Annotated in this window: 24 protein-coding genes; 17 read left to right on the forward strand and 7 right to left on the reverse strand. The window is 56.3% G+C overall.

Features of this window, described 5'->3' with window-relative positions; all coding sequences use genetic code 11:
• The first annotated feature begins 100 nt into the window (after nucleotides 1-100).
• Nucleotides 101-751 carry a queuosine precursor transporter gene (locus RJ40_RS07940; protein ID WP_265580319.1) on the forward strand — a complete coding sequence of 217 codons (651 nt, stop codon included), beginning with the start codon at nucleotides 101-103 and terminating at the stop codon, nucleotides 749-751.
• Between the two features lie 67 nt (nucleotides 752-818).
• Here RJ40_RS07940 and RJ40_RS07945 read toward each other — a convergent pair whose 3' ends face one another.
• From RJ40_RS07945 to RJ40_RS07955, 3 genes are all read right to left on the reverse strand, one after another.
• Nucleotides 819-2,297, reverse strand: coding sequence for a sodium-dependent transporter (locus RJ40_RS07945; protein WP_265580320.1), 1,479 nt, complete (start codon nucleotides 2,295-2,297; stop codon nucleotides 819-821).
• Nucleotides 2,298-2,676: 379 nt separating this feature from the next.
• Nucleotides 2,677-3,297 (reverse strand): hypothetical protein, encoded by a 621-nt coding sequence (locus RJ40_RS07950; RefSeq protein ID WP_265580321.1) that lies wholly within the window; start codon nucleotides 3,295-3,297, stop codon nucleotides 2,677-2,679.
• Between the two features lie 141 nt (nucleotides 3,298-3,438).
• Nucleotides 3,439-3,645, reverse strand: a complete 207-nt coding sequence (locus tag RJ40_RS07955) for a DUF5683 domain-containing protein (RefSeq protein WP_265580322.1) — start codon at nucleotides 3,643-3,645, stop codon at nucleotides 3,439-3,441.
• A 90-nt stretch (nucleotides 3,646-3,735) separates the two neighbouring features.
• Here RJ40_RS07955 and RJ40_RS07960 point away from each other — a divergent pair, with 90 nt between their 5' ends.
• The 4 genes from RJ40_RS07960 (at nucleotide 3,736) to RJ40_RS07975 (ending at nucleotide 6,877) form a co-directional block, all read left to right on the forward strand.
• Nucleotides 3,736-4,644 carry an ABC transporter ATP-binding protein gene (locus tag RJ40_RS07960; RefSeq protein ID WP_265580323.1) on the forward strand — a complete coding sequence of 303 codons (909 nt, stop codon included), beginning with the start codon at nucleotides 3,736-3,738 and terminating at the stop codon, nucleotides 4,642-4,644.
• Nucleotides 4,641-5,411, forward strand: coding sequence for an ABC transporter permease (locus RJ40_RS07965; RefSeq protein ID WP_265580324.1), 771 nt, complete (start codon nucleotides 4,641-4,643; stop codon nucleotides 5,409-5,411). Before RJ40_RS07960 ends, RJ40_RS07965 begins: the two co-directional genes overlap by 4 nt.
• A 49-nt stretch (nucleotides 5,412-5,460) precedes the next feature.
• Nucleotides 5,461-6,120: a TMEM175 family protein gene (locus tag RJ40_RS07970; RefSeq protein ID WP_265580325.1), complete on the forward strand. Its 660-nt coding sequence runs from the start codon at nucleotides 5,461-5,463 to the stop codon at nucleotides 6,118-6,120.
• 127 nt (nucleotides 6,121-6,247) lie between these two features.
• On the forward strand, nucleotides 6,248-6,877 hold the full coding sequence (locus tag RJ40_RS07975; protein ID WP_265580326.1) for a TMEM175 family protein: 630 nt from the start codon (nucleotides 6,248-6,250) through the stop codon (nucleotides 6,875-6,877).
• 99 nt (nucleotides 6,878-6,976) lie between these two features.
• On the opposite strand, the gene RJ40_RS07980 is transcribed toward RJ40_RS07975, so the two are convergent.
• The 3 genes from RJ40_RS07980 to RJ40_RS07990 form a co-directional block, all read right to left on the reverse strand.
• Nucleotides 6,977-7,345 carry a cupin domain-containing protein gene (locus RJ40_RS07980; protein ID WP_265580327.1) on the reverse strand — a complete coding sequence of 123 codons (369 nt, stop codon included), beginning with the start codon at nucleotides 7,343-7,345 and terminating at the stop codon, nucleotides 6,977-6,979.
• Between the two features lie 103 nt (nucleotides 7,346-7,448).
• The gene (locus RJ40_RS07985) at nucleotides 7,449-9,923 is read right to left on the reverse strand and encodes a PKD domain-containing protein (RefSeq protein ID WP_265580328.1); all 2,475 of its coding nucleotides are present in this window, start codon (nucleotides 9,921-9,923) and stop codon (nucleotides 7,449-7,451) included.
• A gap of 694 nt (nucleotides 9,924-10,617) precedes the next feature.
• Nucleotides 10,618-11,655, reverse strand: coding sequence for an acyltransferase family protein (locus RJ40_RS07990; protein WP_265580329.1), 1,038 nt, complete (start codon nucleotides 11,653-11,655; stop codon nucleotides 10,618-10,620).
• A gap of 736 nt (nucleotides 11,656-12,391) precedes the next feature.
• Between RJ40_RS07990 and RJ40_RS07995 the strand changes: the two genes are divergently transcribed.
• The 6 genes from RJ40_RS07995 to cgi121 all read left to right on the forward strand — a co-directional run bounded on the left by RJ40_RS07995 (nucleotide 12,392) and on the right by cgi121 (nucleotide 18,537).
• Nucleotides 12,392-13,411 carry a type II glyceraldehyde-3-phosphate dehydrogenase gene (locus tag RJ40_RS07995; protein ID WP_265580330.1) on the forward strand — a complete coding sequence of 340 codons (1,020 nt, stop codon included), beginning with the start codon at nucleotides 12,392-12,394 and terminating at the stop codon, nucleotides 13,409-13,411.
• 35 nt (nucleotides 13,412-13,446) lie between these two features.
• Nucleotides 13,447-14,388: a tyrosine--tRNA ligase gene (locus RJ40_RS08000; protein ID WP_265580331.1), complete on the forward strand. Its 942-nt coding sequence runs from the start codon at nucleotides 13,447-13,449 to the stop codon at nucleotides 14,386-14,388.
• Between the two features lie 14 nt (nucleotides 14,389-14,402).
• Nucleotides 14,403-15,197, forward strand: a complete 795-nt coding sequence (locus RJ40_RS08005; RefSeq protein ID WP_265580332.1) for a serine protein kinase RIO — start codon at nucleotides 14,403-14,405, stop codon at nucleotides 15,195-15,197.
• A gap of 5 nt (nucleotides 15,198-15,202) precedes the next feature.
• Entirely contained in the window at nucleotides 15,203-15,745 is a 543-nt protein-coding gene (locus RJ40_RS08010; RefSeq protein WP_265580333.1) for a KH domain-containing protein, read from the forward strand.
• A gap of 100 nt (nucleotides 15,746-15,845) precedes the next feature.
• Entirely contained in the window at nucleotides 15,846-18,038 is a 2,193-nt protein-coding gene (locus RJ40_RS08015; RefSeq protein WP_265580334.1) for an ATP-dependent DNA helicase, read from the forward strand.
• On the forward strand, nucleotides 18,031-18,537 hold the full coding sequence (gene cgi121, locus RJ40_RS08020; RefSeq protein ID WP_265580335.1) for a KEOPS complex subunit Cgi121: 507 nt from the start codon (nucleotides 18,031-18,033) through the stop codon (nucleotides 18,535-18,537). Before RJ40_RS08015 ends, cgi121 begins: the two co-directional genes overlap by 8 nt.
• A gap of 237 nt (nucleotides 18,538-18,774) precedes the next feature.
• Here cgi121 and RJ40_RS08025 read toward each other — a convergent pair whose 3' ends face one another.
• Nucleotides 18,775-19,263 (reverse strand): MogA/MoaB family molybdenum cofactor biosynthesis protein, encoded by a 489-nt coding sequence (locus tag RJ40_RS08025; RefSeq protein ID WP_265580336.1) that lies wholly within the window; start codon nucleotides 19,261-19,263, stop codon nucleotides 18,775-18,777.
• Nucleotides 19,264-20,370: 1,107 nt separating this feature from the next.
• Here RJ40_RS08025 and RJ40_RS08030 point away from each other — a divergent pair.
• From RJ40_RS08030 to RJ40_RS08055, 6 genes are all read left to right on the forward strand, one after another.
• A complete protein-coding gene (locus tag RJ40_RS08030; RefSeq protein ID WP_265580337.1) occupies nucleotides 20,371-21,654 on the forward strand; it encodes an ORC1-type DNA replication protein in 1,284 nt (427 codons plus the stop codon).
• A 5-nt stretch (nucleotides 21,655-21,659) separates the two neighbouring features.
• Nucleotides 21,660-22,151 (forward strand): Lrp/AsnC family transcriptional regulator, encoded by a 492-nt coding sequence (locus RJ40_RS08035; RefSeq protein WP_265580338.1) that lies wholly within the window; start codon nucleotides 21,660-21,662, stop codon nucleotides 22,149-22,151.
• Between the two features lie 8 nt (nucleotides 22,152-22,159).
• Entirely contained in the window at nucleotides 22,160-23,323 is a 1,164-nt protein-coding gene (locus RJ40_RS08040; protein ID WP_265580339.1) for an aminotransferase class I/II-fold pyridoxal phosphate-dependent enzyme, read from the forward strand.
• A 286-nt stretch (nucleotides 23,324-23,609) separates the two neighbouring features.
• Complete coding sequence (locus tag RJ40_RS08045) at nucleotides 23,610-23,930, forward strand: DUF4405 domain-containing protein (RefSeq protein WP_265580340.1); 321 nt, start codon at nucleotides 23,610-23,612, stop codon at nucleotides 23,928-23,930.
• 64 nt (nucleotides 23,931-23,994) lie between these two features.
• Nucleotides 23,995-25,005 carry an adenylosuccinate synthetase gene (locus RJ40_RS08050; protein ID WP_265580341.1) on the forward strand — a complete coding sequence of 337 codons (1,011 nt, stop codon included), beginning with the start codon at nucleotides 23,995-23,997 and terminating at the stop codon, nucleotides 25,003-25,005.
• Nucleotides 25,002-25,184 carry a methytransferase partner Trm112 gene (locus RJ40_RS08055; protein ID WP_265580342.1) on the forward strand — a complete coding sequence of 61 codons (183 nt, stop codon included), beginning with the start codon at nucleotides 25,002-25,004 and terminating at the stop codon, nucleotides 25,182-25,184. Before RJ40_RS08050 ends, RJ40_RS08055 begins: the two co-directional genes overlap by 4 nt.

A 25,184-nucleotide genomic window follows, 5' to 3' on the forward strand; every position in this document is an offset into this window, starting at 1 on the left:
TCTCCCCCATTTTTATCATCGGTTGATAATATTTCACCCGTCCGGGTCACCTCTTTGCCCCTGCAGGACCAACGCTGTCTCTTCAGCAGGTCCTGATACCATGGCATGGTCAATGGAACGGAAATACGCCCTCCTCGCAGGGCTTTACATCGCAGCGCTCGTCGCCGCCAACCTCATCGGGAACAAGGTCGCCGTCATCGGGGGGGTCGTGGTCTCGGTGGCGATCTTCTCCTACCCGGTCACCTTCCTGGTCACCGACATCGTTGCCGAAGTCTTCGGAAAGAAGAAGACCACCGATCTCGTCGTCGCCGGCGTGGCCTCCCTCGTCTTCGTCCTCCTCCTCACGGCCCTCTCGGTGACCCTCCCCCCGGCCGATCGCTTCCCGTACAATGAAGCGTACATCGACATCTTCGGGATGTCGACGCGGATTCTCATCGCGAGCATCATCTGCTTTGCCGCCAGCCAGACCCACGACATCTGGGCCTTCCACTTCTGGAAGGAGAAGACCCACGGGAAGCACCTCTGGCTCAGGAACAACCTCTCGACGATGGGCAGCCAGCTCATCGATTCCTTCGCCTTCATGTTCATCGCTTTCTACGGGGCGGCGCCGGAGTACACCCTCGGCTTCGTCATCTCCATCACCATCCCGTACTGGCTGGTGAAGGTCGCGGTGGCGGCCGCGGACACGCCGTTCTGTTATCTTGGCGTGCGGTGGATGCGGGGGGAAGAGAGACCCGAATCTACCCCCTGAAACAAAAAAACCAATTTATCGGCCTACAAGAAGGGTGCAGAAATAAAATATATGAGCCCTGAAGGACTCAACCCCTTCTTTCCTTCTTCTGCACCGCCCGCGCGATCGCCACCGCAGCGATCGGAACGAAGAGCACCAGAACCCACCCGAAGGCGTTGGCCCAGAGCGGATAGCCTCCGTACGGTTCGGCAAGTCCCTTCACCAGGCTGAAACCCAGCGCGGTGAAGAGGAGGACCGGAGCGACGTACCTGATGCAGAGATCCCACCAGCGCCCGACGACGATCTCAGAGTTGGCGTTGATGAACCGCCGCATCAAGTCGGCGCCATAGAGGTGGCCGACCGCCACCGCCTCCAGGGCCCCGACCAAGACGAGGGCGAAGAAGGAGAGGTAGTGGTCGACGATATCCAGCCACTGGTATCCTGAACTGGTAGCAAAGAAGAGGCCGAGGAGGAAGCCCGAGATACAGACCGCCGGGACAACGAGGCGGCGCGGCAGGTTGGTCTGGTCAATGACGGCGCGGTTCACCGCCTCGATCGTCGCAAAGGCCGAGGCGATCCCGAGCGCGAGGAGCATGAAGAAGAAGAGCACCCCGAAGACCGGTGCGCCGAAGGGCAGAAGCTGGATCGCCGCCGGATAGGTGACGAAGGCCAGTTCGATCCCGCCCCGCACCACCTCGGTGACCGGGACTCCGGCCTGATGCGCCATATAGCCGAGGGTGGAGAAGACCGCAAGTCCGGCGACGATGGAGGTGACACTGTTGGCGACCGCGATGATCACGGCGTTCTTCCCGATATCACTTTTATCAGGCAGGTAACTCGCGTACGCGATCATCACGCCCCACCCCAGCGAGAGGGTGAAGAAGATCTGGCCGTAGGCGGCAAGCCAGACCTGCGGGTCGAGGAGGACCGAGAAGTCGGGGGTGAGGTAGTAGGCGATCCCGTCCATCGCCCCTGGGAGCGTGATCCCTCGCACCACAAAGAGGAGGATGAGGAGCCATGGCAGGACGACGGTGACATAGGCCATCTTCTCCACCGACCTGACCCCCCTGATCACGGCGACATAGATCCAGAGCCAGGCGACGGCCGCCCCTGCAACGATGAGCCAATTAACATCGCCGAGGATACCCCTGCTCTCTGAGAGACCGAGGAAGTCGCCGAAGAAAAAGGCCTCGGGGTCGCCTGCATACGCAAGCGTGGTCGAGAAGACGGTGTAGTCCGCGGCCCATGCCAGGATGGTGCAGTAGTAGGTCATCGTCAGGAAACCGACCAGCACCGCCATCCACCCGATCCACTCCCAGCGTTCGCCCAGGAGTTTCCGGAAGGAGAGGGGAGCTCCGGCCTTCGCCTTATACCCGAGTCCGAACTCCATGATCAGGAGAGGGATCCCGGCGGTTGCGAGGGCGACGGTATAGGGGATGAGAAAGGCACCACCGCCATTCGAGTAGGCCATGTACGGGAAGCGCCAGACATTGCCGATCCCGATCGCCGCCCCGATGGCAGCGAGGATGAATGCCAGGCGCGAACTCCAGAATGCCTTTTCATTCACGGTAATCCAGATAACGTTGACCTGAGGTCTAAAATAATTATAGAATAAAAGAAGAGCAGGTTCGAACGGGATTTTCTATAATTTCTATACGTGGCTGGCGGCCCTGTGTCCAGGCCCCCGTAGATTGAATGCACTCTATGACGCTAAGCCAATAGGTGTCTGAACAATTCAATCTCTCACATTCATCAGCATCTGTGCATCCTAACATCAATTGATTCCGAAAATAGTGAGAGCAAGAAAAAATAGCACTTTAGAAATCCTTTTGATGCCTTCCCGGCGCGATCGATCCGGGAAGGCAAGAGATTCACACTCATGTTCGGGATAAGGCGAGGGTTTCTACAGAGCTAAAAAATAGAATTCTAAAGAGAATCAACTCAGATCACCCCATTTCTGCGTATCCAGCCCGAGATGATAAATCAATGTTATCTGTAGAGAGAACCAGATGCAAAGGTGCATCTGGTGATGCAGAATTCTCTTTCGATTTCAGCGATTCAATCAAGATGATCTCCTCAGGAAGAACGATCATTCCAGAAACCTGGTCATCCTTTATTTCAAAATATGAACTCGAATTAATCTCGTCTCCAATCTCGCCGACATATGACAGAGCCCCGTCACTTTTTTCAGGACCCATCTTATCAAGCGTCATTTCATATTCGTCTCCATGAATTGTGATTTCCACGGCATTTGTTTTCTCTGAATCCAGATTGAAACTCCCAAATCGAACAAGATCATATCTCTCAATTGTTTCTGGCATTCCGTCGAGATCGTACGTATCAGCAATTTTCGCGGGGATTTCGTCATCTCGAGACATATTGGTCAGTACGATCTCTGTTGCCCCTTCCCATTCAAAAATTGGATGCGAAATCATTTTTTCTTCGTTCTGACCCTGCACACCATTCTGAGTCGCATCATTATCCGATTCATTCCCGATACAACCACCAATAATGATGGAAAAAACAATCAGAAGCGCGAACCATAATTGAGGGCGTAATTTATGCATGGATATTTTTCAAACACAGAATACTATATCTTTTATGTTTTGATCAAGAATCCATTCATCGCACCCATAAAATCACTCTACAAAGTCATTCATGAAAAAAGAGAGTGAAGCATTTATGATAGTCGTCCTCAAGGACCACAATTACAATTTTGCCGCGTGGTACGCGTCGTACATTCCATAGATCCAGATGACAAGGTAGAGGGGGATCCCGATCAGGAGGGCCATCAGAAGTGTGGAGATCACCGCGAGGACAAAGAGTCCGATCGCCTTCAGGAACTGACCGGTGTAGAACTGGCCGAGTCCCGGGATCAGGAAAGAGAGTATAAGGGCTAAAATTGGCGATGCCATCCATAAAAATAGACATTCCCGGTAAAAATACTTCATCCGACCCCTGGCGAAAATTACAACTACCGTGGAGTACATCCCCGTGCGAGGGGGATGCGAGAGGTCATCAGGGCGGAGAACCTGGAAAAACGGTTCGACGATTTTGTCGCCGTGAAGGAAGTCGACTTTTCTGTCGCCGAAGGTGAAGCCTTCGGCTTCCTGGGTCCCAACGGTGCCGGCAAAACGACGACGATGCGCATGGTGCAGTGCGTCTCGCCCAGGAGTGCGGGGTATCTCGAAGTCCTGGGAATGGACCCGACCACTCACGCGCGCGAGATCAAGGCCCTCCTCGGGGTCGTCCCCCAGGAAGACAATCTCGATCCCGAATTGACGGGTTATGAGAACCTCCGCACCTATGCCCGCTACTTCGGGGTCGCAAAGGACGTGGCTGAGGAGCGGATCGCCAGGCTCCTTGCGTTTGTAGAGATGGAGAAGAAAAAAGACGTCATCATCGAACATCTCTCTGGCGGGATGAAACGGCGACTGGTCCTGGCTCGCGCCCTGGTCAACGACCCCAGGATCCTTGTCCTCGACGAGCCGACCACCGGCCTCGACCCACAGGCCAGACACCTGATCTGGGATCAACTCCAGGGGCTCCAGGCCGAAGGAAGAACGATCGTCCTCACCACCCACTATATGGAAGAGGCGGAACGGCTCTGCGACCGCCTCGTCATCATGGACCACGGCGGAGTCCTCGTCGAAGGATCTCCAGCCGATCTCATCGACCAGACGATCGGCCGCCATCTCCTCGAAGCCGAGGCAGTGCCTGCGGTCCTCTCCTGCCTCGATCGGCACGGGGTGGAGTACGACCTGGTCGGCAGGTTGGTCCTTGTCCCGACCGACGACCCTGCGCGGATGACGAGCACCCTCCTCCAGGAATGCGGGTCGATCAGACTTGCAACCAGGCCCACGACCCTTGAAGACGTCTTTCTCAAACTCACCGGGAGGAGGTTGCGCGAATGAGAGAGCAACTCAGCGGCCTGGCATGGGCGGTCTGGCGCAGAAACCTCGACGTCTTCTCCAAGACCTGGCAGGTGAACCTCATCCCGCCGGCGATCGAACCGGTCCTCTACCTCCTTGCCCTGGGGTTCGGGGTCGGAGCATTCATCACCGAAATCGAGGGTGTCCCGTACATCAGGTTCATTGCCCCAGCCCTTTTTGCCGTCTCAGTGATGAACGCCTCCTTCTTCGAATGCACCTATGGGAGTTATGTCAGGATGTATTATCAGAAGACTTTCGACGCCATCGTCGCCACCCCGGTCACGATCGAAGAGGTGATCGCCGGGGAGATCCTCTGGGGAGCGACCAGAAGCCTCATCTCCGCCGGGATCATCCTGCCGGTCCTCGTCCTCTTCGGGGTCGTCGACCTCCCCGGTTCTCTCCTCCTCGTCCCCTTCGCCTTCGCCGCCGGCCTCCTCTTCGCCTCCATCGGGATGTGCTTCACCGCCGTCATCCCGAACATCGAATCGATCAACTACCCGGCCTTCCTCTTCATCACCCCGATGTTTCTCTTCTCGGGCACCTTCTTCCCCCTCGACCTCCTGCCCGGCCCTCTCAAGGCCCTCGCCCTTGCCGTCCTGCCGCTCGCCCATGTCGTCAATGTCGCACGAGCCCTCACCCTTTCGACAGGATGGGATCTCCTTTTTCTCGGCCTCCTCTGGATCGGGATCGCCACTCCTCTCCTCTTTCTCCTCGCACTCAGACTGATGAAACGGCGGCTTATCGTGTAAGACGAAGACCAGAGTGGTTAATACCCGGCACTGCGACATTCTGAGAAAGATGAGCACAGACCCTGCACATGCCGGATGGATCGGGTTTTCCAAGAACCGGTTTGAGGCACTCACCGACGGGATCTTCGGGATCGCCATGACCCTCCTCGTGGTAGGGCTCAGCGTTCCGACGGTGGAGACGATCACCACCACTGTCGAGATCGAGGAGACGCTTTCGTCCCTCTTCCCTGACTTCGTCCATTACTGCATCGCCTTTCTCATCCTCCACGGGATGTGGGTCTCCCACCATGCCCTCTCCCAGAAGATGGAGTTCATTGACCGCCGGTTCCTGGACCTCAACTCTTTCCTGTTGTTGAGCGTCGCGATCATCCCGTTCTCCACCTCATTTGCCGGTGATTTCCCTGAATCCCCCATTGCCGCAATGGTGCTCGAGATCAACCTTCTTGCTGTAAGCGGTTTTCTCCTCACTCAATGGATCTACGTCACTTCCAACCCAGACCTGCTCAGGTCTGATTCCCGTCAGGACGACCTATCCCCTGGGGTACGGCTCGCAGCAGTCATCCCGGCCTTCTCGCTCCTCGGGATCACCGTCGCCCTGCTGGGATCGGTCTGGAGCACAGGGATCTATCTGCTGGTCCCGCTAGCCATATTCATGATAAAGCGGTTCTCCCATCTCAAAGAGAGTGAAAACAGCAGGTTTCCCGTCTGAATAGGAGGCACATCCGTCAGATCCCCTCCTGGCACACCCACCCAGAAGAGGCCAGGTCAACACCTTCACGCTGATCCTCCTCCGCAGCCCAATCGCTTAAGAACAAACAGGTCGATCCGACCGAAGGATGGACCGGACACAGGGCACCCGGATCGGATTTTCCAAGAGTCGTTTCGAGGCGCTCACCGACGGGATCTTTGCGATCGCCATGACCCTCCTTGTCCTGAGCCTCGGTGTCCCGACTGTCTCAAGGATCTCGACCGGGGCCGCGCTTGAAGACGCCCTTCTCGGGCTTTTCCCTGATTTCATCCATTATTGTATTGCGTTCCTCATCCTCCACGGGATGTGGGTTTCTCATCACATCCTCACCCGGATGATGGAGTACATCGACCGGTGGTTTCTCGACCTCAACACCATCCTCCTGATGGGCGTGGCGGTGATCCCCTTCTCAACCGCTTTTTCCGGAGACTTCCCCGACGCTCCTATCGCCGCAATGATCCTGGAAGGAAACCTCCTCGTCGTCGGCGGCCTCCTCCTCCTCCAGTGGATCTATGTGGGAAAAAACGAACACTTACTCAGATCTGAAATCACGAAAAAAGATCTCTCGTTGGGAAAAAGAATGATCACCGTTATCCCGGCCCTTTCAACCCTCGGGATCCTCCTCGCCCTGGCCGGATCCACATGGAGCACGGCGATCTATCTTCTCATCCCTCCCATCTTTTTCTGGATCAGATGGCGGCATCGATCCTCTGCATAACCAGAACAACCGGACAGATATCCAGAGGTGAGAGAGGCGTGCCGGTGAGCATCATCAGTCCGGCTTATGCCCCCTGCACCATCACGAGGCAGGCATCCTTCACCCCAGAACTTCCTCGTCCCCTGCATCCCAGGCCGGGTCGACAACAGCGAAGATGACAAGATCGTCCTCGCCGGTGTTCTCGATACTCTGGACCGCACCGGCCGGGATGTAGATCACCTGTCCGGCACAGACCGGTGCCGATTCATCGTCGATATGCATCAACCCCTCGCCTGAGAGGATATAGTAGGTCTCGGAAGAGGTCTTCAGCCGGTGGGGAAGGGAGGCCTCGCCGGGGCCAAGGAATGCATGGGCAAGTGAACACCGGTTCTTGCATTCCGGTTCGTTTTTTGGATGGAGGATTTCCCTGAGATGCGTGCGGTCTCCGGCGGTAAAGAGTGGAGTACTCCTGATGTCCCTGATCAGCATGGCTCTATACTGTCCGGGGCAGGAGAAATAGATCTGGATCAGTTTCAGAGAACCGATCGGAAAAGCAATAGTATGAAATCAGAATGATAAGAAAAAAAAGGGTTTATCGCCGCCTCACCATGAGGACGACAAAAACCACGCCCACCAGGGCCGCTAAAACTGCCACAAGCCCGAGAGACGAGGGCTGTGGTGTGGTTCCGGTCTCGGTGGCGTTCCCGGACGGTTCAGACGACACTGTCTCGGTCACGGTGGTCTCCACCGGTTCCTCTGATGTCGGTGTCTCCTCGGCATCGGCACCAACCTCTGGTGCCGTCTTCTCGGGGATGACCGTCATCCCTTCACCTGCGGCGATCGCAAAGTACGAGAAGCCCGGTGTGACCGCCCGGTAATAAACCTTGGTCTCGGTTTCCTTGACCAGTTCAGTCCAGAGCGGGCGCCAGGCCCCGTTATGATACCGCCAGAGAACAAGGTCTCCGACACCGAGATTCTGTTTCTCAAGCCATGACCTGGGGAGATCGAAGAAGAAGACGATCTCATCGAGGGTATCCCCCTCGGCATAGGTCATGTTCGCAAGGAGATACTGGTAGACCGGGCTGTCAAGCCCTTCCGGTCCCCTGGAGATCTTTTCAAGGGAAACCCTGATCCCGTCGATCTGGTCGGCGGCGGTTATCTCGATCTGTGAGACACCCAGCCCGCTGAACCGGAAGACTTTCGAATCACCGCTCTTCAGATCTCCACTGACAACGACATTTGATCTGCCCCCTCCCCCGCCCGAACTGGAGCGGGGGGATGATGCGGTTGTGACTTTGATATAACCTGTGCGGGTCAGAGTGTCGTTTGTCGCACCGTCAGAGACGGTGAGAGAAACAGTGTATGTTCCTGCCTTCTTGTAGACATAGGTCGGGTTTTGGAGCGATGAAGTAGCCGCCCCGTCTCCAAAAGACCACTTCCACGCGGTTGCGTTCCCGGTCGAGGCGTCTTTAAAGTGCACGGTGAGCGGTGTCCTCCCGGAGGTCACGTCAACCGTGAAGTTTGCCGCAAGTGGTCCTGGCACCGGCCCGCCAACGACGACATAGTCCTCACGAGCCAGGGTGCTGTTTGTAGTGCTGTTCGAGACAGTGAGCGTGACATTGTAGGTTCCGGTCTCCTGATAGGCATGCACCGGATTCCGGAGTTCAGATGATTCGCCGTCACCGAAGTCCCACTCCCATCCGGTCGGGTTTCCTACCGAAAGGTCGAGATACTCCACGACAAACGGCGCGGCGCCGGATGTCTCGTTCGCCGTGAAGTTCGCCGCAAGCGGCAGGGTCGATGGAGCGACATCGATATAGTCGGCTTTCAGGAGGGTGTCAGAGGTCGTCCCGTCAGAGACGGTGAGGCTGACGTTGTAGACGCCGGGCTTCTGGTAGTAATGAATCGGATCCTCGAGAGACGAGTTTCCGCCGTCACCAAAATCCCAGGTCCATGTGGTCGGGTCTCCGGTCGAGGTGTCGTTGAACTGCACCCTGAACGGTGCCTCGCCCGCGGTTATTTCAGTCGTGAAATTTGCCTTGATGGTTGGTGGGGCCGGTTCTTCGACTTCAATATACGCGGGGTACGTTTCTGTCTCCGTCCCCTCTCCTCTTATGATGGTGAGCGTGACATCATAGGTGCCTGCGGTTTCGTAGACATGGACCGGGTTCTGTTCAGTCGAAATATTACCGTCACCAAAGTCCCACTCCCATTCCAGGGGGTTCCCGGTTGACCGATCGGCGAACTGCACGATAAGTGGTGCCTCACCCGAGGTCACGTCTGCCTCAAAGGCGACCTCGAGGGGAGACGGTGCAGGTTGGTCAAGAGAGAGCGGGAGGAAGTCGACGTTCACGTTGTTCAGAGTGTAAGACTCGTCACAGAACCCATCGTCATTACCATCAGCATGGGTATCCGACCATCCGTCACCGTCAGGTGTCGTCCAGACATTTCCGCCGATGAACGAACCGCCAAGGATGTTGGTTTTTGATGTGTTCGTCCTGTTCCAGAAGTTAGTATTAATAGCACCGCTGAAACCGACGTTCTTTGTGTTCTTGAAGTAGTTGTTTGTGATCAGGTTCAGGTTACCTCCGCTGATCTCCAGTCCGGTGCCTTTGTTATCGGTGATCCGGCAGCTATCAACCGTACATTCACTGGAACCTTCAAGTTTTATCCCCAATGATCCACAGTTAAAAGGATTTACGCCCCAGAGCGTAACCGCTGATCCCTCTTTGACCACGCAACCTTCTTCGAAATTGTTCAGATGGATACAGGCAATCGTGACATTCTCGGCCCTGTCCACCAGGATACCGGTGCCGGCAGGACTGCTGCCATTGCTCTTGATCATCCATCCATGTCCATCAAGGACGACGTTATCAGCCTTTATCGTGATGAACGTCCCCTCATAGGGCCCGAAGAAAGAGTTGTTCAAACAATAAATCCCAGGTTCTGTGATCTCAATCGGTCCGGTAATGTTCACCGGTTCTGCTGCTGCTGCAGATCCTGCACAGCAACAGAGGACCATCACGAGGCTGGCTACAAGATGCAGCCACCTCCTCTGTATGATCATACTCATCATATCACCTCATCGGCAGAAGGGGCCTGACGCATGACCGGACCACAGGAGGCAAATTATGTGGAGTGGGAAATGAGAGATACCCGCGGCCCGGAGATGCGATCTGAGCGATCCGCCCAGCAGGTATGAGATACCTTATACAATATATAACTTTTTTTATATTTTAACCTAGAAGTAAAAAACATCAGGAACAAAAAAAATCCTGGATCAAAACACGGATCTTTTATATAGATCTTCGGCTCTCTGCCGGGAGGAGGACTTCATGACCTTCAAGCCTGTTTTCTTGATAGTGCCTCAGGAAACAACTGATACCAGAAACACTCTCTGAGTAGATCGCAACCCAAACACATCACCTATTACGGAAAATGTCGCCCAATCTTCTCCATGATCTTCCACACAGGCTTCGGCACCTCGATGATCCCCACCCCGGTGAGAGATTGGTACAGGACAGGATCACCCTCTGAACAATTCCTCTCTCTGCCTTGCCGCCCCTATCTTCTCCCGGGGGTCCGGGGGCAACGCCCCCGGCGCGATTGATGGGGCAAGGTGTGAGATTTGAAGGGCCACTCCGTCAGAAGGACGAGGAATTCTCATCCGCTCTCTCGCACTGGTGGGAGATCCCCCGGACCCCTCCCACAGCGAAGATAGGGGGGCAACTCACCCCGGGAGAAAAGTCTGGGATGATCTCTTATTTAAAAAACAACCGTTCCTCGGGCCAGGGGAATAGACCGGGGCCCATTTCGATCTGTTTCAGGGCAAGTGCCCTTTTCTCGATGAGATTCCAGGAGAGGTAGGCGAGCGGGAAGGTCAGACTTATCGAGAGGAGACAGAAGAACCAGAGAGGAAGGGCAGTTCCGAGCAGAACCACAATCGCCTGCTGAACCGGATAGGCATAGATATACATCCCATAGGAGAAGTCACCCTTCTCCCCAAAATTGTTGAGGGGCGTTATCCTGAGATGGGCGACACACAGGACAATGTACGGCACGGCAAACAGAGCGACAAACTCATAGAGGGGACTTGAGGCGGCCATAACAAGAAGAGCGCCCAGGATACAGGCCATCACAGGATGGTACCGGTGGTCGGGATGATGTATGGCGAGATATGCTCCGATGAGAAAGTAGAGGGTAAACCTGATCTTCGAGAGGCTCGGATCAGGATAAAGAACAACCCATCCAAGGAAGTTTACCGCAATAAGACTCAGAATAAGCCATTTTTTCCGGAGGTACCCTGCGACCCCGAGGAGGGCGACGAGGATGTACATCCCGAATTCCACGGGGATCGTCCAGAGCGAAGCGTTGACAAAAGTGACCGGGTTCTGATCGAAGAGCCCGATGCATGCACCGTTATAGAAGAACGGCAATGAAATCAATGAACCTGGAGATAAAAGAGCCCCGAAATAATCATGAAGAGAGAAAGTCGTCGCAATCGGGCCGACAACAAACAAGGTGAAGATGATCACAGGGATCAGGCCCGGGAACACTCTGAGGATTCTCTTCCACATAAAACGTTTGATATCGGGCTGATGAATCCAGCTCAGTGAGATCAGATAACCGCTGATCACAAAGAGAGACGCGAGGGCGGTGGTCCCGATGTATATCATCGGGTCATAGCGGTACATCGACTCATAACCGATCTGGAGCGCAAAAGCATGAGATATGATGATGATCAGCGCCGAGGCAAGACGCAGGAAATCGAAATTGTTCTCATGCCGTGCAGAGGTCATCTAGAGGAAAGGTGCATCAGAAGAATATAAGCCCTCTCGCTCAGGATACCAGTGAGAACTCTCATTTCATACCTGAATCTGAACAAGACACTAGTGGCGCGTCAAGGACAAAATGTCGCCAACGCGATGCAATTGAACGAGATCTCTCTCTCCTCGCGTGAAGAGAACGTAGGGAACGACACGATCCTCTTCATGATCCCCCCTATGCCTTTCCGGTTCAATCCCAATCCCGTGGGGTCCGGGGGCAGCGCCCCAGGCGCGTATGGTGTGGGAAGTCCTGTCTCCTTTCTTGCCCCTTTCGCAGGTGTACCAAGGGCTCACGAGGTCTTGCACTACCTTCAGTCATACGGGGGCTCAGGAGGCGGGGAGAAACTCTGTTCCCTCGCCGGGTTGCATGAAAAAACGCGCCTATGGTTCGATCGGGATAGAAGTCCCAAATGACCCTGAATTCGGAGGGTTGCTCTTGAAACGGAGAGTAATATGACGGAATCTGAGGGTGGGTCGTACCTCTTTGCCCGTGCTGATCATCATCCTCTGTGGAGTCCACCGCCCCCCGACAGGAGAAGAGTGGAAGGGGTTTGATTCATGCTCGCACCCGGAATAGGTGATGAATCCTACAGACACCGACAATCCATAAACCCCCGGATAAAACGCCGCGGTCACGGAACACATGACTTCAACACCTGCACACCAGGAGAGGAACCTTTATGTTGTTTTGTTGTGACTGAAGCTTTGCATGATCAAGGTCGCAATCAACGGATACGGCACCATCGGCAAACGTGTCGCCGATGCGGTCGCCGCTCAGCCTGATATGGAGGTGATCGGGGTCTCGAAGACAAAGCCGAGCGCTGAAGCCTTCATCGCGAACCAGCGCGGATACCCCCTCTATATCGCCGAGATCAACCGCAAACCCCTCTTCGAGGAGGCCGGGATCGAGGTCGCCGGCGACGTCATCGAGATGATCAAGCAGGCCGACATCGTCGTCGACGCTACCCCCGGAGGGATCGGGGTCAAGAACAAAAAACTCTACGAACTCCACGACGTCAAGGCGATCTGGCAGGGCGGCGAGGACCACGAGGTCGCGGGCTTCTCTTTCTGCTCGAGTTGCAACTATGAGGAGGCGAAAGGCCGCCAGTTCACGCGGGTGGTCTCCTGCAACACCACCGGACTCTGCCGGATTATCCATGCGGTGGACGAGGCCTTCAGGGTGAAGAGAGTTCGGGCGACGATGGTCCGCCGCGGCTCCGACCCCGGTGAAGTGAAGAAGGGACCGGTCGATGCCATCGTCCTCAACCCTGTGGAGATCCCGAGCCATCACGGCCCTGATGTCCAGAGCGTCCTCCCGCAGATCAACATCACGACCATGGCGATGATCGTCCCGACCACCTTCATGCACATGCACGCCCTCCAGATGGAGCTCGAAAAAGAGGCCACAAAGGAGGATATAATCGGGATCATCGAGGCGCACCCCCGGATGGGGCTGGTCAGGGGCGCCACCGGGATCAAGAGCACCGCGGAACTGAAAGAGTTCGCGCAGGACATGGGCAGGCAGCGCGCCGACCTGTACGAGAACTGCATCTTCGCCGATTCGGTCGGATTCGTCGGCAAGGAACTTTTCCTCTTCCAGGCCATCCACCAGGAGGCCGACGTCGTCGTCGAGAACGTCGACGCGATCCGGGCGATGATGAACGGCGCCGCGGACGCCGCAACCTCGATCCAGATGACCAACGAGGCCCTCGGCTTCCATGCCATCTGAAGAAGTTTAATCCTCATCGCACCCCAACTCTTTTTATGGATCCCTACTCTCTTGCCACACGCAATACCGTCGAGATCGTCACCGACGAGGAGCTGCGGGCACTCCTTGAAAAGCCTGTCAAGCGGGTCTACGCTGGCTACGAGCCGAGCGGCGAGATCCACCTCGGTCACCTGGTGACCGTCAACAAACTCATGGACCTCCAGAAGGCCGGGTTCGAGGTGACCGTCCTCCTCGCCGATCTCCACGCCTTCCTCAACCACAAGGGCACCCTGGACGAGGTGCGGGAGATCGCGGAGTACAACCGCCGGTGCTTCGAGGCCCTGGGATTGAAAGGAGCGAAGTATGTGATGGGCACCGACCTCCAGCTCAACCCCGAGTATGAACTCCTGGTCCTCCAGCTCTCGCAGGAGGTCACGGTCAACCGGGCGCACCGCTCGATGGACGAGGTCGGGCGCGGGATGGACCACCCGGCCGTCTCGCAGATGGTCTACCCGATCATGCAGATGGCCGACATCGCCCTCCTCGGCGTCGACGCCGCCGCGGGCGGGATCGACCAGAGAAAGATCCACATGCTCGCCCGCGAGCACCTGCCGGGTATGGGCTACCCCTCACCGGTCTGCATCCACACCCCCATCCTCAACGGTCTGGACGGGAAGAAGATGTCCTCCTCTGCCGGCAACCTTATTTCAGTCGCGGACTCGGAAGATACGATCAGGAAGAGGATGAAGAAGGCTTTTTGCCCACCAGAGATCGAGGAGAACCCGGTGCTCCAGGTACTCCAGTACCACATCTTCCCCCGCTTCGAGACGATCACCATGCACCGTCCTGAGAAGTTCGGCGGCGACCTGGAGTTCGCCTCCTATGCCGAGGCCGAGACGGCATACGCAGGTGGCAAGATCCACCCGCTGGACCTCAAGAACATGACCGCCGACTACCTCGTCGAGATGCTCGCCGGGGTTCACGACGCGGTCGCATAACGTGAGAAAAACCCATGGGCGCGGACAGAGACGGACGGGACTTTGACAGAAAGCTCGAGGAGCTGGGCGTCAGGATCAAGGATGAAGACGCCAGGAAGGTCAGGGGAGAGGTCTTCGACGAGGTGACCCTCCTCGCCCTGTACCGTCTTGTCCACAAGAAGAAACTCTCCTCGGTGGGTGGATCCCTCTCCACCGGGAAAGAAGCAAACGTCTTTCTGGGTGAGCGGAACGAAAAACTGGTCGCGATCAAGATCTACCGGATGCGGACGGCGAACTTCAAGGCGATGGCCGACTATATCATCGGTGATCCCAGATTTGTGTCAGTGCGCCGGACACGAAAAGACATCGTCTTCACCTGGACGAGAAAGGAGTTTGCAAACCTCAAACGAGCATATGAGGCCGGGGTTCCGGTCCCTGAGCCCTATGCCTTCGACCGGAACATCCTGATCATGGAGTTCCTCGGCGAGGACGAGGTGCCGGCACCCCAGATCCGGTACGTCGACCTCCCCGACCCGAAAGCGACATACCGCGAGGTCATCGGATACATCAAAATGCTGTATCAGGAGGCCCGCCTCGTTCACGGTGACCTGAGCGAGTTCAATATACTCTGGATGGACAAACCCTATATCATCGACATGGGCCAGGCGGTCACCCGCGACCACCCGAATGCCGGCACCTTTCTGATCAGGGATATCAGGAATGTCAATCGTTTCTTCTCCTCTCTCTGCGATGTGGAGGACGAGGAAGTGTTGATGGACGAGGTGACCGGCGGAGCGATCAGACCGCTCCGAGAAAAGAAAGACTGGTGATTCATATGACTGTGCAGGAGATCAGGATTGGAGCACAACGGATCGGCGCCCTCATCGGAAAACGGGGAGCCATAAAGAGAAAGATCGAAGAGAATACCGGGAGTGCCATCAGGATCGACAGCGGCGAGGGCGACGTCTTCATCGAGGGTGAAGACGCTTTCGGAGTGCTGCGGGCCGCCGACGTGGTCACCGCGATTGCACGCGGGTTCTCCCCTGAACGGGCCTTCCGCCTCTTCGAGGACGAGGACATGACCATCGAAGTCATCGATCTCTCCGAGATCGATCCCTCGCCCAAACAGCAGGAACGCCTGCGGGGAAGGATCATCGGTAAGGCCGGGAAAGGCCGCCAGCAGATCGAGGACATGACCAAGGTCGAGATCTCGGTACAGGGGAAGACGGTGGCCCTCATCGGCATGCCCGAGAAACTCAGAAACGCGCGCACTGCCATCGAGATGTTGATCAACGGTGCCCAGCACGAGACCGTCTTCTCCTTCCTTGAGAAGAAGCGGCGTGAGGAGCGCGAGGACATCCTGGGATACTACTACTGACCAGGATAATTGCTGGTGGAGAGAGATATACAATTTTCTCTATATTTCTTTAGATCTGGAAACATATGACAAAGAGTGGAGTGGAAACAAAGGGGTCTATATGAAGGTGATCGACCTCCCCATCCCAGAACCTCTCAAAAAATCGTACACCGTGAGAGGTATCGAGGCCCTCTACCCCCCGCAGGATGAGGCCGTCAGGAGTGGTATATTCGAAGGGAAAAATCTCCTTTGCGCCATCCCCACCGCCAGTGGGAAGACTATCGTCGCGGAGATGGCAATGCACCGGCAGGTGGCCGAGGGGGGCAAGTGTCTGTACATCGTCCCGCTCAGGGCGCTCGCCACTGAGAAGTACGAAGACTTTTCAGGGAAAGGCCTCTCGGTCGGAGTGGCGACCGGAGACCTGGACCGGCGGGACGCCTACCTGGGCAGAAACGACATCGTCGTCGCGACCTCCGAAAAAGTCGACTCATTGCTCAGGAACAAGGCTCAATGGCTCGCTGAAATCACCCTGGTGGTCGTGGACGAGTGCCACCTCATCGGTTCAGAGGACCGAGGGGCGACCCTCGAGATGGTGATCGCCAAACTCAGACACAATAATCCTCAGATACAGGTGATCGCCCTCTCGGCGACGGTCGGAAATCCGGGAGCGCTTGCCGGTTGGCTGGACGCGGAACTGGTGACCAGTGAGTGGCGCCCCGTCGATCTGCGCGAAGGGGTCTACTGGCAGGGGCAGATCCACTTCGATAACCATACCCGCAAGATCCCAGCGGGCTCGAAGGACGATGATCTTAACCTCTGTCTGGACACTATTGCCGAGGGTGGGCAGTGCCTGGTCTTCGTAAACAGCAGACGAAACGCCGAGGCCTTTGCAAAAAGGGCCGCATCAAAATTGAAACTCTCCGAAACCACCCTTGAGTCGGCTGCAGACCGGATCGATCGGGGGGCATCGACTGAACTGGGCCGAACACTCGCAAGGTGCGTGAAAGGAGGGGCGGCCTTCCATCATGCAGGTCTTGCAGCGGCCGAGCGCCACGAAGTGGAGGACGGGTTCAGGAAGGGAGCGATCAAGGTCATCTCCTCGACCCCAACTCTGGCCGCAGGCCTGAACCTCCCTGCCAGACGGGTGATCGTGCGCGACTACCTCAGGTTCAGCCAGGGGGGGATGGTCAGGATCCCGGTTGGCGAATACAAACAGATGGCCGGACGGGCCGGACGGCCGCACCTCGATCCATATGGGGAGGCGGTGCTCATCGCCAAACGGGAGAACGACCGTGAAGGTCTCTTCGAAACCTACATCGAAGCGCCGCCTGAAGAAGTCCACTCGCAGTGCAATGCCGAGAACGCCCTCCGCTCCCATATCCTCTCATTGATCACCACCGGATTTGCAAGGAGCCGGACCGACGTGCTCGCCTTTATGGAGACAACCTTCTATGCCTACGAGCACCAGGGTCGCCGTTCCACCATCCAGGAGACCGTCGAACGGGTCGTCGACGACCTGGTCGCGGCCGAGATGATCGACGAACTCGATGGATGGCTCGAAGGGACCAAGTACGGGAATCTCGTCTCCAGACTATACATCGACCCGAGAACCGCCGAGGCGATCGTCGATGGACTCAGACAGCGGCCCCCATACGCCGATGTCGGGGTGCTCGAACTCCTCTGCGAGACCCCGGACATGCTCACCCTCTTCCTGCGCAAGGACGACTACGAGTTTGTTGACCGCTTCCTCGCGGAGCGCCGCGACGAACTCTGGACCGGCGTGCCGTACGGCTACGATGACCTCGAAGGTTTCTTCCAGAGTGTCAAGACCACCATGCTCCTCCTTAACTGGGCTGAGGAGGTGACCGACGAGATGATCTGCGAACGCTTCAATGTGGGACCAGGCGACATCCACAACAAGGTCGAGACGGCGGTCTGGCTCATCCATGCGACCTCGCGCCTCGCCCACCTCTTCTCGCCAGAACTCGAAGAACCGATCGCCGAACTGGAGATCAGGGTAAAACACGGGATCAAACGCGAACTCCTCCCGCTGATCAAACTGCGCGGGATCGGGCGGGTGCGGGCGAGAAGGCTCTTCAACGCGGGGCTTACCACTCCCGAAGACCTCAAGGCCGCCGGCGTCAGGAAACTCAGCCCTGTCCTCGGCGAGAAGATCGCGGCCAGGGTCGTCGCTCAGGCGGGCGGCAAGGTGGAAGAAATTCCCGACGCGGAGACAGTCGATGAACCTATCCCTGAAACTCCAGTCGAACACCAGACTTCTTTGAGTGCATTCGGAGGAACCGAGAATGAATAAGTGCGAGGTGAGGGAGGCGATCATCGAGGTGGACTCGCTGCCGGCCTTCCTGAAGGCGATGGCCAGGATCGCAGAGGCGCACCAGACCCATATCATCTGCTTTGACGCAGATGAGATGGCCGGACGCGGTCATGCCGAGAAGGCGGTCGACCATGCGGTGCGCTCATGGCGAGAAGAGCGGGCGATCTCCAGGTCTCTGGAGATGGAGGCCCTGCTCTATGCCGCAGGTACCCGACAGTGCCGGATCGGAACAGAAATCGGGCTTCACGAGGGTACGAACCGTTCCTATGTCTGCCTCTGCCCCCCCTCCCCGGCGGCCGCCGAGGCTCTTGCCGGTCTGGTCGACTGGACCGATGAGGACTGGGAGGAGATCGACCCCGCCAGGCAACAACGGTTGATGGACCGCTTCGGGATCACGGAGGAGGAACTCGAGGCCGCAGGCGGGCGGATCAGACCCCTCGTCTATGAACGGGTGGCCCTTCTTGAGATAAACCGGTAGGCCGACCTTCCCGGTCCTATTCTCATCTTTGGGATCCGGGCAGGGCCCCTGGCACGAGATGATCCCCCGGAACCTTCACAGTGAAAATTGACGGGAGTGGCACCACGCTCTTCACGATCTCTTTTTGACAACCGTACGACGGTACAGCCTCCGGCGCGAGGATCTGAGATGACGTGGGATCATAGTGTTACAAAAAAGTATGAGAGTCTCAACAGAACTGTAGAACTGTAGAGCGATCTATCCACGCGCGTGTGAGATGATATGGAGCAGTTCGGGAACGATGATCTGTCCGGTGGCGAGGGTGACCGCACCGGTCGATCCGGGAAGGCAGAAGATCGCCTTCCCCCCGGCGACTCCGGCGGCGGCGCGCGAGAGAAGGGCCGAGGTTCCAATTTCTTCATATGAGAGCATCCTGAAGAGTTCTCCGAACCCTTCGATCTTCTTCTCAAAGAAGGGTTCCACCGCCTCGATGGTGCAGTCGTCAGGGGTCAACCCTGTACCTCCATTGTAAACAACAGCGTCGGCCACCGAGAGTGATTCGAAGAGTGAGGCCCTGATCGCCGAGGTGTCGTCTTTTACGATCATAGTGTGGATGACATGGTACCCTGCAGCCTCAAGGAGACCGCAGATCGCCTTTCCACTCGTATCGGTCTCCTCAGTCCGCGTCGAAGAGACAGTTACCACCGCGACGGTCACCTCGATGTCTTTGACATGTTCCGGTTTCATGGACAGTCCTCATTGAGTGATTGAACCTTTCCCCCAGATACCTCTTGTGGGAGGAGCGGCGAACCCCCACCCCTTCATTTCCACTGGAACAAGTGAAAGGAAGAGAGAAGAGAAAAGGAGAGATAATGCACTCCTCTGCCTCCGGATCCCCTCCCGTACCCTCTGATGTTTTTACCGAATATCCCCGCACTTAAACAGATAAAACCTGCTTTACTCCCTTAAATCCAGAATGGAGATCACCTGAGATCATCCTCATGATCTCTCCTGTACCCTCATTTTGTGCTCTCCGGATCAGTGCGATCGAGGAGGAAAAGGAGGGATCAAAAGAGGAGGAGGAGAGGATCAAAGGAGGATCAGACAGGATCAAAGAGAGATCAAAACCTGATCTGAGATTCTGGATCCAGGATCCGCGATCCCCTGATCAGAAATTCAGGATCAGAGATCCGCGATCCAGGAAGGGGTGATCTCGATCATGTCTGATCCGAGATCTCCGATCCCCTGATCAGGAATTCAGGATCAGAGATCCACGATCCAGAGAGGGGATGATCTCGATCACGTCTGATCCGAGATCTCTGATCCCCTGATCAGGAATTCAGGATCAGAGATCCGCGATCCAGAGGGGAGATGATCTCGATCACGTCTGATCTGAGATCTCCGATCCCCTGATCAGGGATCTCCAATCCTTATGATCAGGAATTCAGGATCAGAGGAGAGCTGATCCAGACTGGACTGGATCTGAAATCTCTGATCATCAGGATCATCGATGAGGGATCCGCGATCAGATCTCGCGCCGATCACGGATCATAGATCAAGTCTCGGTCAGATCGACGTGATCTCTGATCTCTGATCAGATCGGATATATAGTACAAGTCGCGAACCATACAACAAGCTGTTTTTCACTGTTTAAAAAGAAAACAGGATCCTGTTTTCTTTACGACTCCACTCGAAACAAAGGGGTGGGGGTGAACGCTCACGATCACGGCATATCTGGCTTGTTTTCTGAAAGAAAGGATCTGATTTATATAGTATCTCCAATGGAAACAAAGGGGTTATATCTCCTCGCTCCCATGGATCAGTATTCGCTCTATTACACCTGCAGCTGATACTATGTCTGAAAACGATGATCAACCCCTTGGTCTTTTCCAGAAATTCCTTAGTAACAACCGTATCTTCAAGAACCGGGAGGTGCTCAGGCACTCGTACCGACCGCAGATCCTCCCTCATCGGCGACCCCAGATCGATGCCATCGCTTCTATTCTTGCACCCGCTATCAAGGATGAGACTCCTTCGAACATTCTCATCTATGGGAAGACGGGGACCGGCAAAACTGCGTGCGTCCGGTATGTCGGGAGTGAACTAGAGAAGGTGGGCGCCGGGGTGGGGACCGGGTGTCGCGTGGTTCATCTCAACTGTGAGGTGATCGACACCCAGTACCGGGTGCTCGCTCAGATTGCCAAGAGCCTTGAGGACCTGGATGCCACCCCGAGTGATCGCGCGCGCGCTCACATTCCGATGACCGGGTGGCCGACCGACCAGGTGTACACCGAACTCAAGAACCAGCTTGAAGCAACTGGTGGAGTGCTTGTCATTGTCCTCGACGAGATCGATAAACTTGTCAAGAAAAGTGGGGACGAGACCCTCTACAACCTCACCAGGATCAACGCAGACCTTCAGGGTGCGAAGGTCTCGATAATCGGGATCTCCAATGACCTCAGGTTCACCGACTTCCTCGACCCCCGTGTCCTCTCCTCCCTTTCCGAGGAAGAGATCGTTTTCCCCCCATATAATGCCCCGCAACTCTGTGATATCCTTGCACAACGCGCCGAGATGGCCTTCGTTGAAGGAAGCCTCGAAGAGGGTGTGATCCCGCTCTGCGCAGCCTTCGCCGCGCAGGAACACGGCGACGCGCGGCGCGCCCTTGACCTCCTCCGGGTCTCAGGCGAACTCGCGGACCGCGAGAACGCCGAACAGGCAAAGGAGAAGCATGTGCGCATGGCCCTCGATAAGATCGAGACCGACTCGATGATCGAGTGTATCTCGACCCTTCCCACCCAGAGCAAGGTCGTGTTGTATTCGATGCTTCTCCTCGAGGAGATGGACAAGAAGATCTTCACTTCCGGTGAGGTGACCAGGGTCTATCGGGAGGTCTCGCGCATTGTGAACATCGACCCCCTCACCCACCGGCGGATCACCGACCTCATCTCTGAATTAAACATGCTCGGGGTGATCAACACCCGCGTCGTTTCGAAAGGACGATATGGGAGGACAAAAGAGATGTGGTTTGACAGCAACACGAAGAAAATACAGGAAGTCCTCGCGAAGGATCCGAGGCTTTCTGAGGAACGTCTCGCCCAGGTTGACCTCAACCGCCTGAAGGCATCGTTTCGGTGATTGCAATGGATGACAAAGATCGTTTGGTCCTCCATATCCTGGAGGAAAACAGCCGCGTTCCGATTGAGGAACTGGCGACCATGGTAGAGCTCCCTGTACACGAGGCCGAGGACCGGATCAGGGCGTTGGAGGCAGCAGGGGCCATCAGGAAATACTCTGCAGTCATCGACTGGGAAAAGGCCGGGGACAGTGAGGTCACCTCGATCATCGCCCTGAAGGTCTCACCAGAGCGCGACTTTGGTTATGACAAGATCGCCGAGCGGATCGCGCGCTTCAGAGAAGTGAAGACCCTCCGTCTGGTCTCGGGGCGGTATGACTTCATCATCGTCGTCACCGGACGGACGATGCAGGAAGTCGCCCGTTTTGTCTCCGAACACATCGCCCCCATGGAGCGGATCAACGAGACATCGACCCAGTTCGTAATGAAGACCTACAAAGAGAACGGGACGCCATATGACGAGCGGATCGCGGGAGAACGCCTCCCTTACTCGTTCTGAGGTGCCGTATGCGGGACTTTGTATCTAAGCGGGCGAGAGAGATTCCACCTTCAGGGATCAGGAAATTTTTTGACCTCTGTATCGGGATGGACGACGTAATCTCCCTCGGTGTCGGTGAACCGGATTATTCCACCCCCTGGAACATCAGTGAGGCGGGGATCTACTCGATAGAGCAGGGCGTCACCTCGTACACCTCGAACAAGGGGCTTCCGGCCCTGCGCGAGACGCTTGCAGCCGACCTTGCGCGTCGGTACAGGACAGACTACTCATCTGAGGACGAGATCATCATTACAACCGGGGTGTCAGAAGCGGTCGACATCGCGATCAGGGCGGTCACCGATCCCGGGGACGAGGTGCTCGTCATGGACCCGAGTTATGTCAGTTATGCCCCGTGCGTCACTCTTACGGGCGGTCGACCGGTTCCTCTCCCCTGTCTGGAGAAGGACCGGTTCAAGATCACCCCCGAGGCATTGATGGAACGGGTCACTCCGAAGACCAAGGCGCTCCTGCTCAACTACCCCAACAATCCGACTGGCGGGGTGATGAATGCAAGCGACTATCGGGGGATCGCCGACATCCTTGTGGACCACGACATTCTCCTCATCTCTGATGAGGTCTACTCGGAACTGACCTATGAGGGGACTCACTGCTCGCCGGCTTCCATTGAAGAACTCCGCGAGCGGACGATCACTCTTAACGGTTTTTCCAAGGCATATGCGATGACCGGATGGAGGATCGGGTATCTGTGCGCCCCGAAAGAGATCTGTGACGCTGCCCTGAAGATCCACCAGTATGTCATGCTCTGTGCCCCGGTGATGGGCCAATTTGCTGCTCTCGCAGCCCTGAGGCAGGCCGAGGAAGATAAAAATGAGATGGTGCGTGAGTATCGCCTCCGCCGTAACCTCTTTGTCGAAGGGTTGAACAAGATCGGGTTGCAGTGCCACATGCCGCTGGGCGCCTTCTATGCCTTCCCCTCGGTGAAGGCGACCGGACTCTCGGATGAGGAATTTGCCGAGCAACTCCTGAAGGAGGAGAAGGTCGCGGTCGTGCCTGGCAGCGCCTTCGGCCCGGCCGGCGAGGGGCATATCAGATGTTCGTACGCCACGAGTCGTGAGGATCTCTCAGTTGCAGTCGAGCGGATGGGTGAGTTTGTGTCTCACCTCCGCGGCTGAGATCCGCGCGATCCCTTTTTTGTTTGTTCATTTGATCGCGATCTTTTGTGTATGACCTTTGTCTGACAATTCTGGCCTGCTGAACCCCTTTGTTTCCACTGGAGATATTGATATTTTTTGTTCCGTATTATCTTTGTCATATTTTATGGAGGATGGTCTCCGACGATTTTTTCCAGACGTCCACACCCTTCTGAGGATGAAGGAATGAACTGCGATCTCGGAGAAAGTTCTCGCCGCGTCGGTTCCCTGGTAATGATATATATCGGTAGAAGTCGCATGCCCTGCTATGCAGAAAAGACAGATCAACGCCGTCATTGATCTTGCACTGCTTATAACTTTCTTGATCGTGGGTTTGACATCGGTAGTCCTCTTTTTCTTTCTTCCTTCGGGTGGAGGAGGTCTTGAGTGGGTTCATGCCGGAACCGGCGCCACCAACCTCAGGGTATTTCTGGGGGTGACGAGAGGGGAGTGGGTGGTTCTCCACAATATCACGGGTCTGGTTTTCATGGTGCTGATGGTCGTCCATATCCTCCTGCACATCCCCTTCTACCGTACCATCAGGCGGTGTCTCTCAGGTTCGGGAGACAAGAAGTGCGATCAGGAGTGAGGGGTAGGGGCCTTGATGATATACTTTTATCATCAAGTATCGCCCCAAATTACATGATATAGACATGTCGTGCACCATCATTGTCGGAGGATTTTTTGGGGATGAAGGAAAGGGCAAGATCGTCGCGCATATTGCCCACCAGGACCATCCCTCTATTATTTCAAGGGGAGGCGTAGGCCCGAACGCCGGACACACGGTGACGGTCGGGGACCAGAACTATGGCGTGCGGATGATCCCATCGGGTTTCGTCTATCCGAACGCAAAACTCTACATTGGGAGTGGAGTGCTCGTTGATCCGAGAGTCTTCCTCAGGGAGATCGGTCTCCTTGGCGTAGAAGGTCGGGTCTTCGTGGACGGACGTTGCGGAGTCATCGAGGAAGAGCATGTGGAACGGGACCAGAGCAGCGATCACCTGGCCAAGAAGATCGGTTCGACCGGCACCGGGTGTGGTCCTGCGAACTCCGATCGGGTGTTGCGGGTCTCCAGGCAGGCAAAGGATGTCCCTGAACTCTCTCCATATATTATCGATGTTGCGGAGGATGTTAATGCGGCCATCGATCGGGGCGATAATGTCCTTCTCGAAGGAACGCAGGGGTTCGGGATCTCCCTGTACTATGGCACCTATCCGTACGTGACGAGCAAGGACACCTCGGCCTCACAGATCGCGGCTGACAACGGGGTGGGTCCGACGAAGATCGACGATGTTGTCGTCGTCTTTAAGGCCTATCCGACCAGGGTCGGTGAAGGCCCCTTCCAGACTGAGATGTCTGAGGAAGAATCGAATACTCTCGGCTTCCAGGAGTTTGGAACCGTCACCCACCGGCTCCGCAGGATCGGTGGTTGGGACGCAAAGATGGCCAGGTACTCGGCGATGATCAACGGATGTACGATCGCCGCGATCACCGGGATCGACCACATCGATCCGGCCTGCTTTGGGGCGACTTCATACGACGAGCTCACCCCGAAGGCCATTGAATTCCTTAAGCAGGCAGAAAAGGATATCGGCGCTCCGATCGGCTTGATCTCAACCGGTCCGGAACTCTCCCAGATCATTGACCTGAGGGATGAACTGTGAAGCGCTCGCTCCTCCCCATCCTCTGCTGCCCGGTCTGCAAGGGAGACCTTGAACTCAGGGTGGTTGAGGAGAAAGAGGATGATATCATCGAAGGATCCTTGCTCTGCGGTGCGTGTGGGGTCGAGTACCCTATCAGAGAAGGTATCCCCAACCTCCTCCCCCCAGCTGATCAGGACTGA

Source organism: Methanofollis aquaemaris, from assembly GCF_017357525.1.
Taxonomy (GTDB): domain Archaea; phylum Halobacteriota; class Methanomicrobia; order Methanomicrobiales; family Methanofollaceae; genus Methanofollis; species Methanofollis aquaemaris.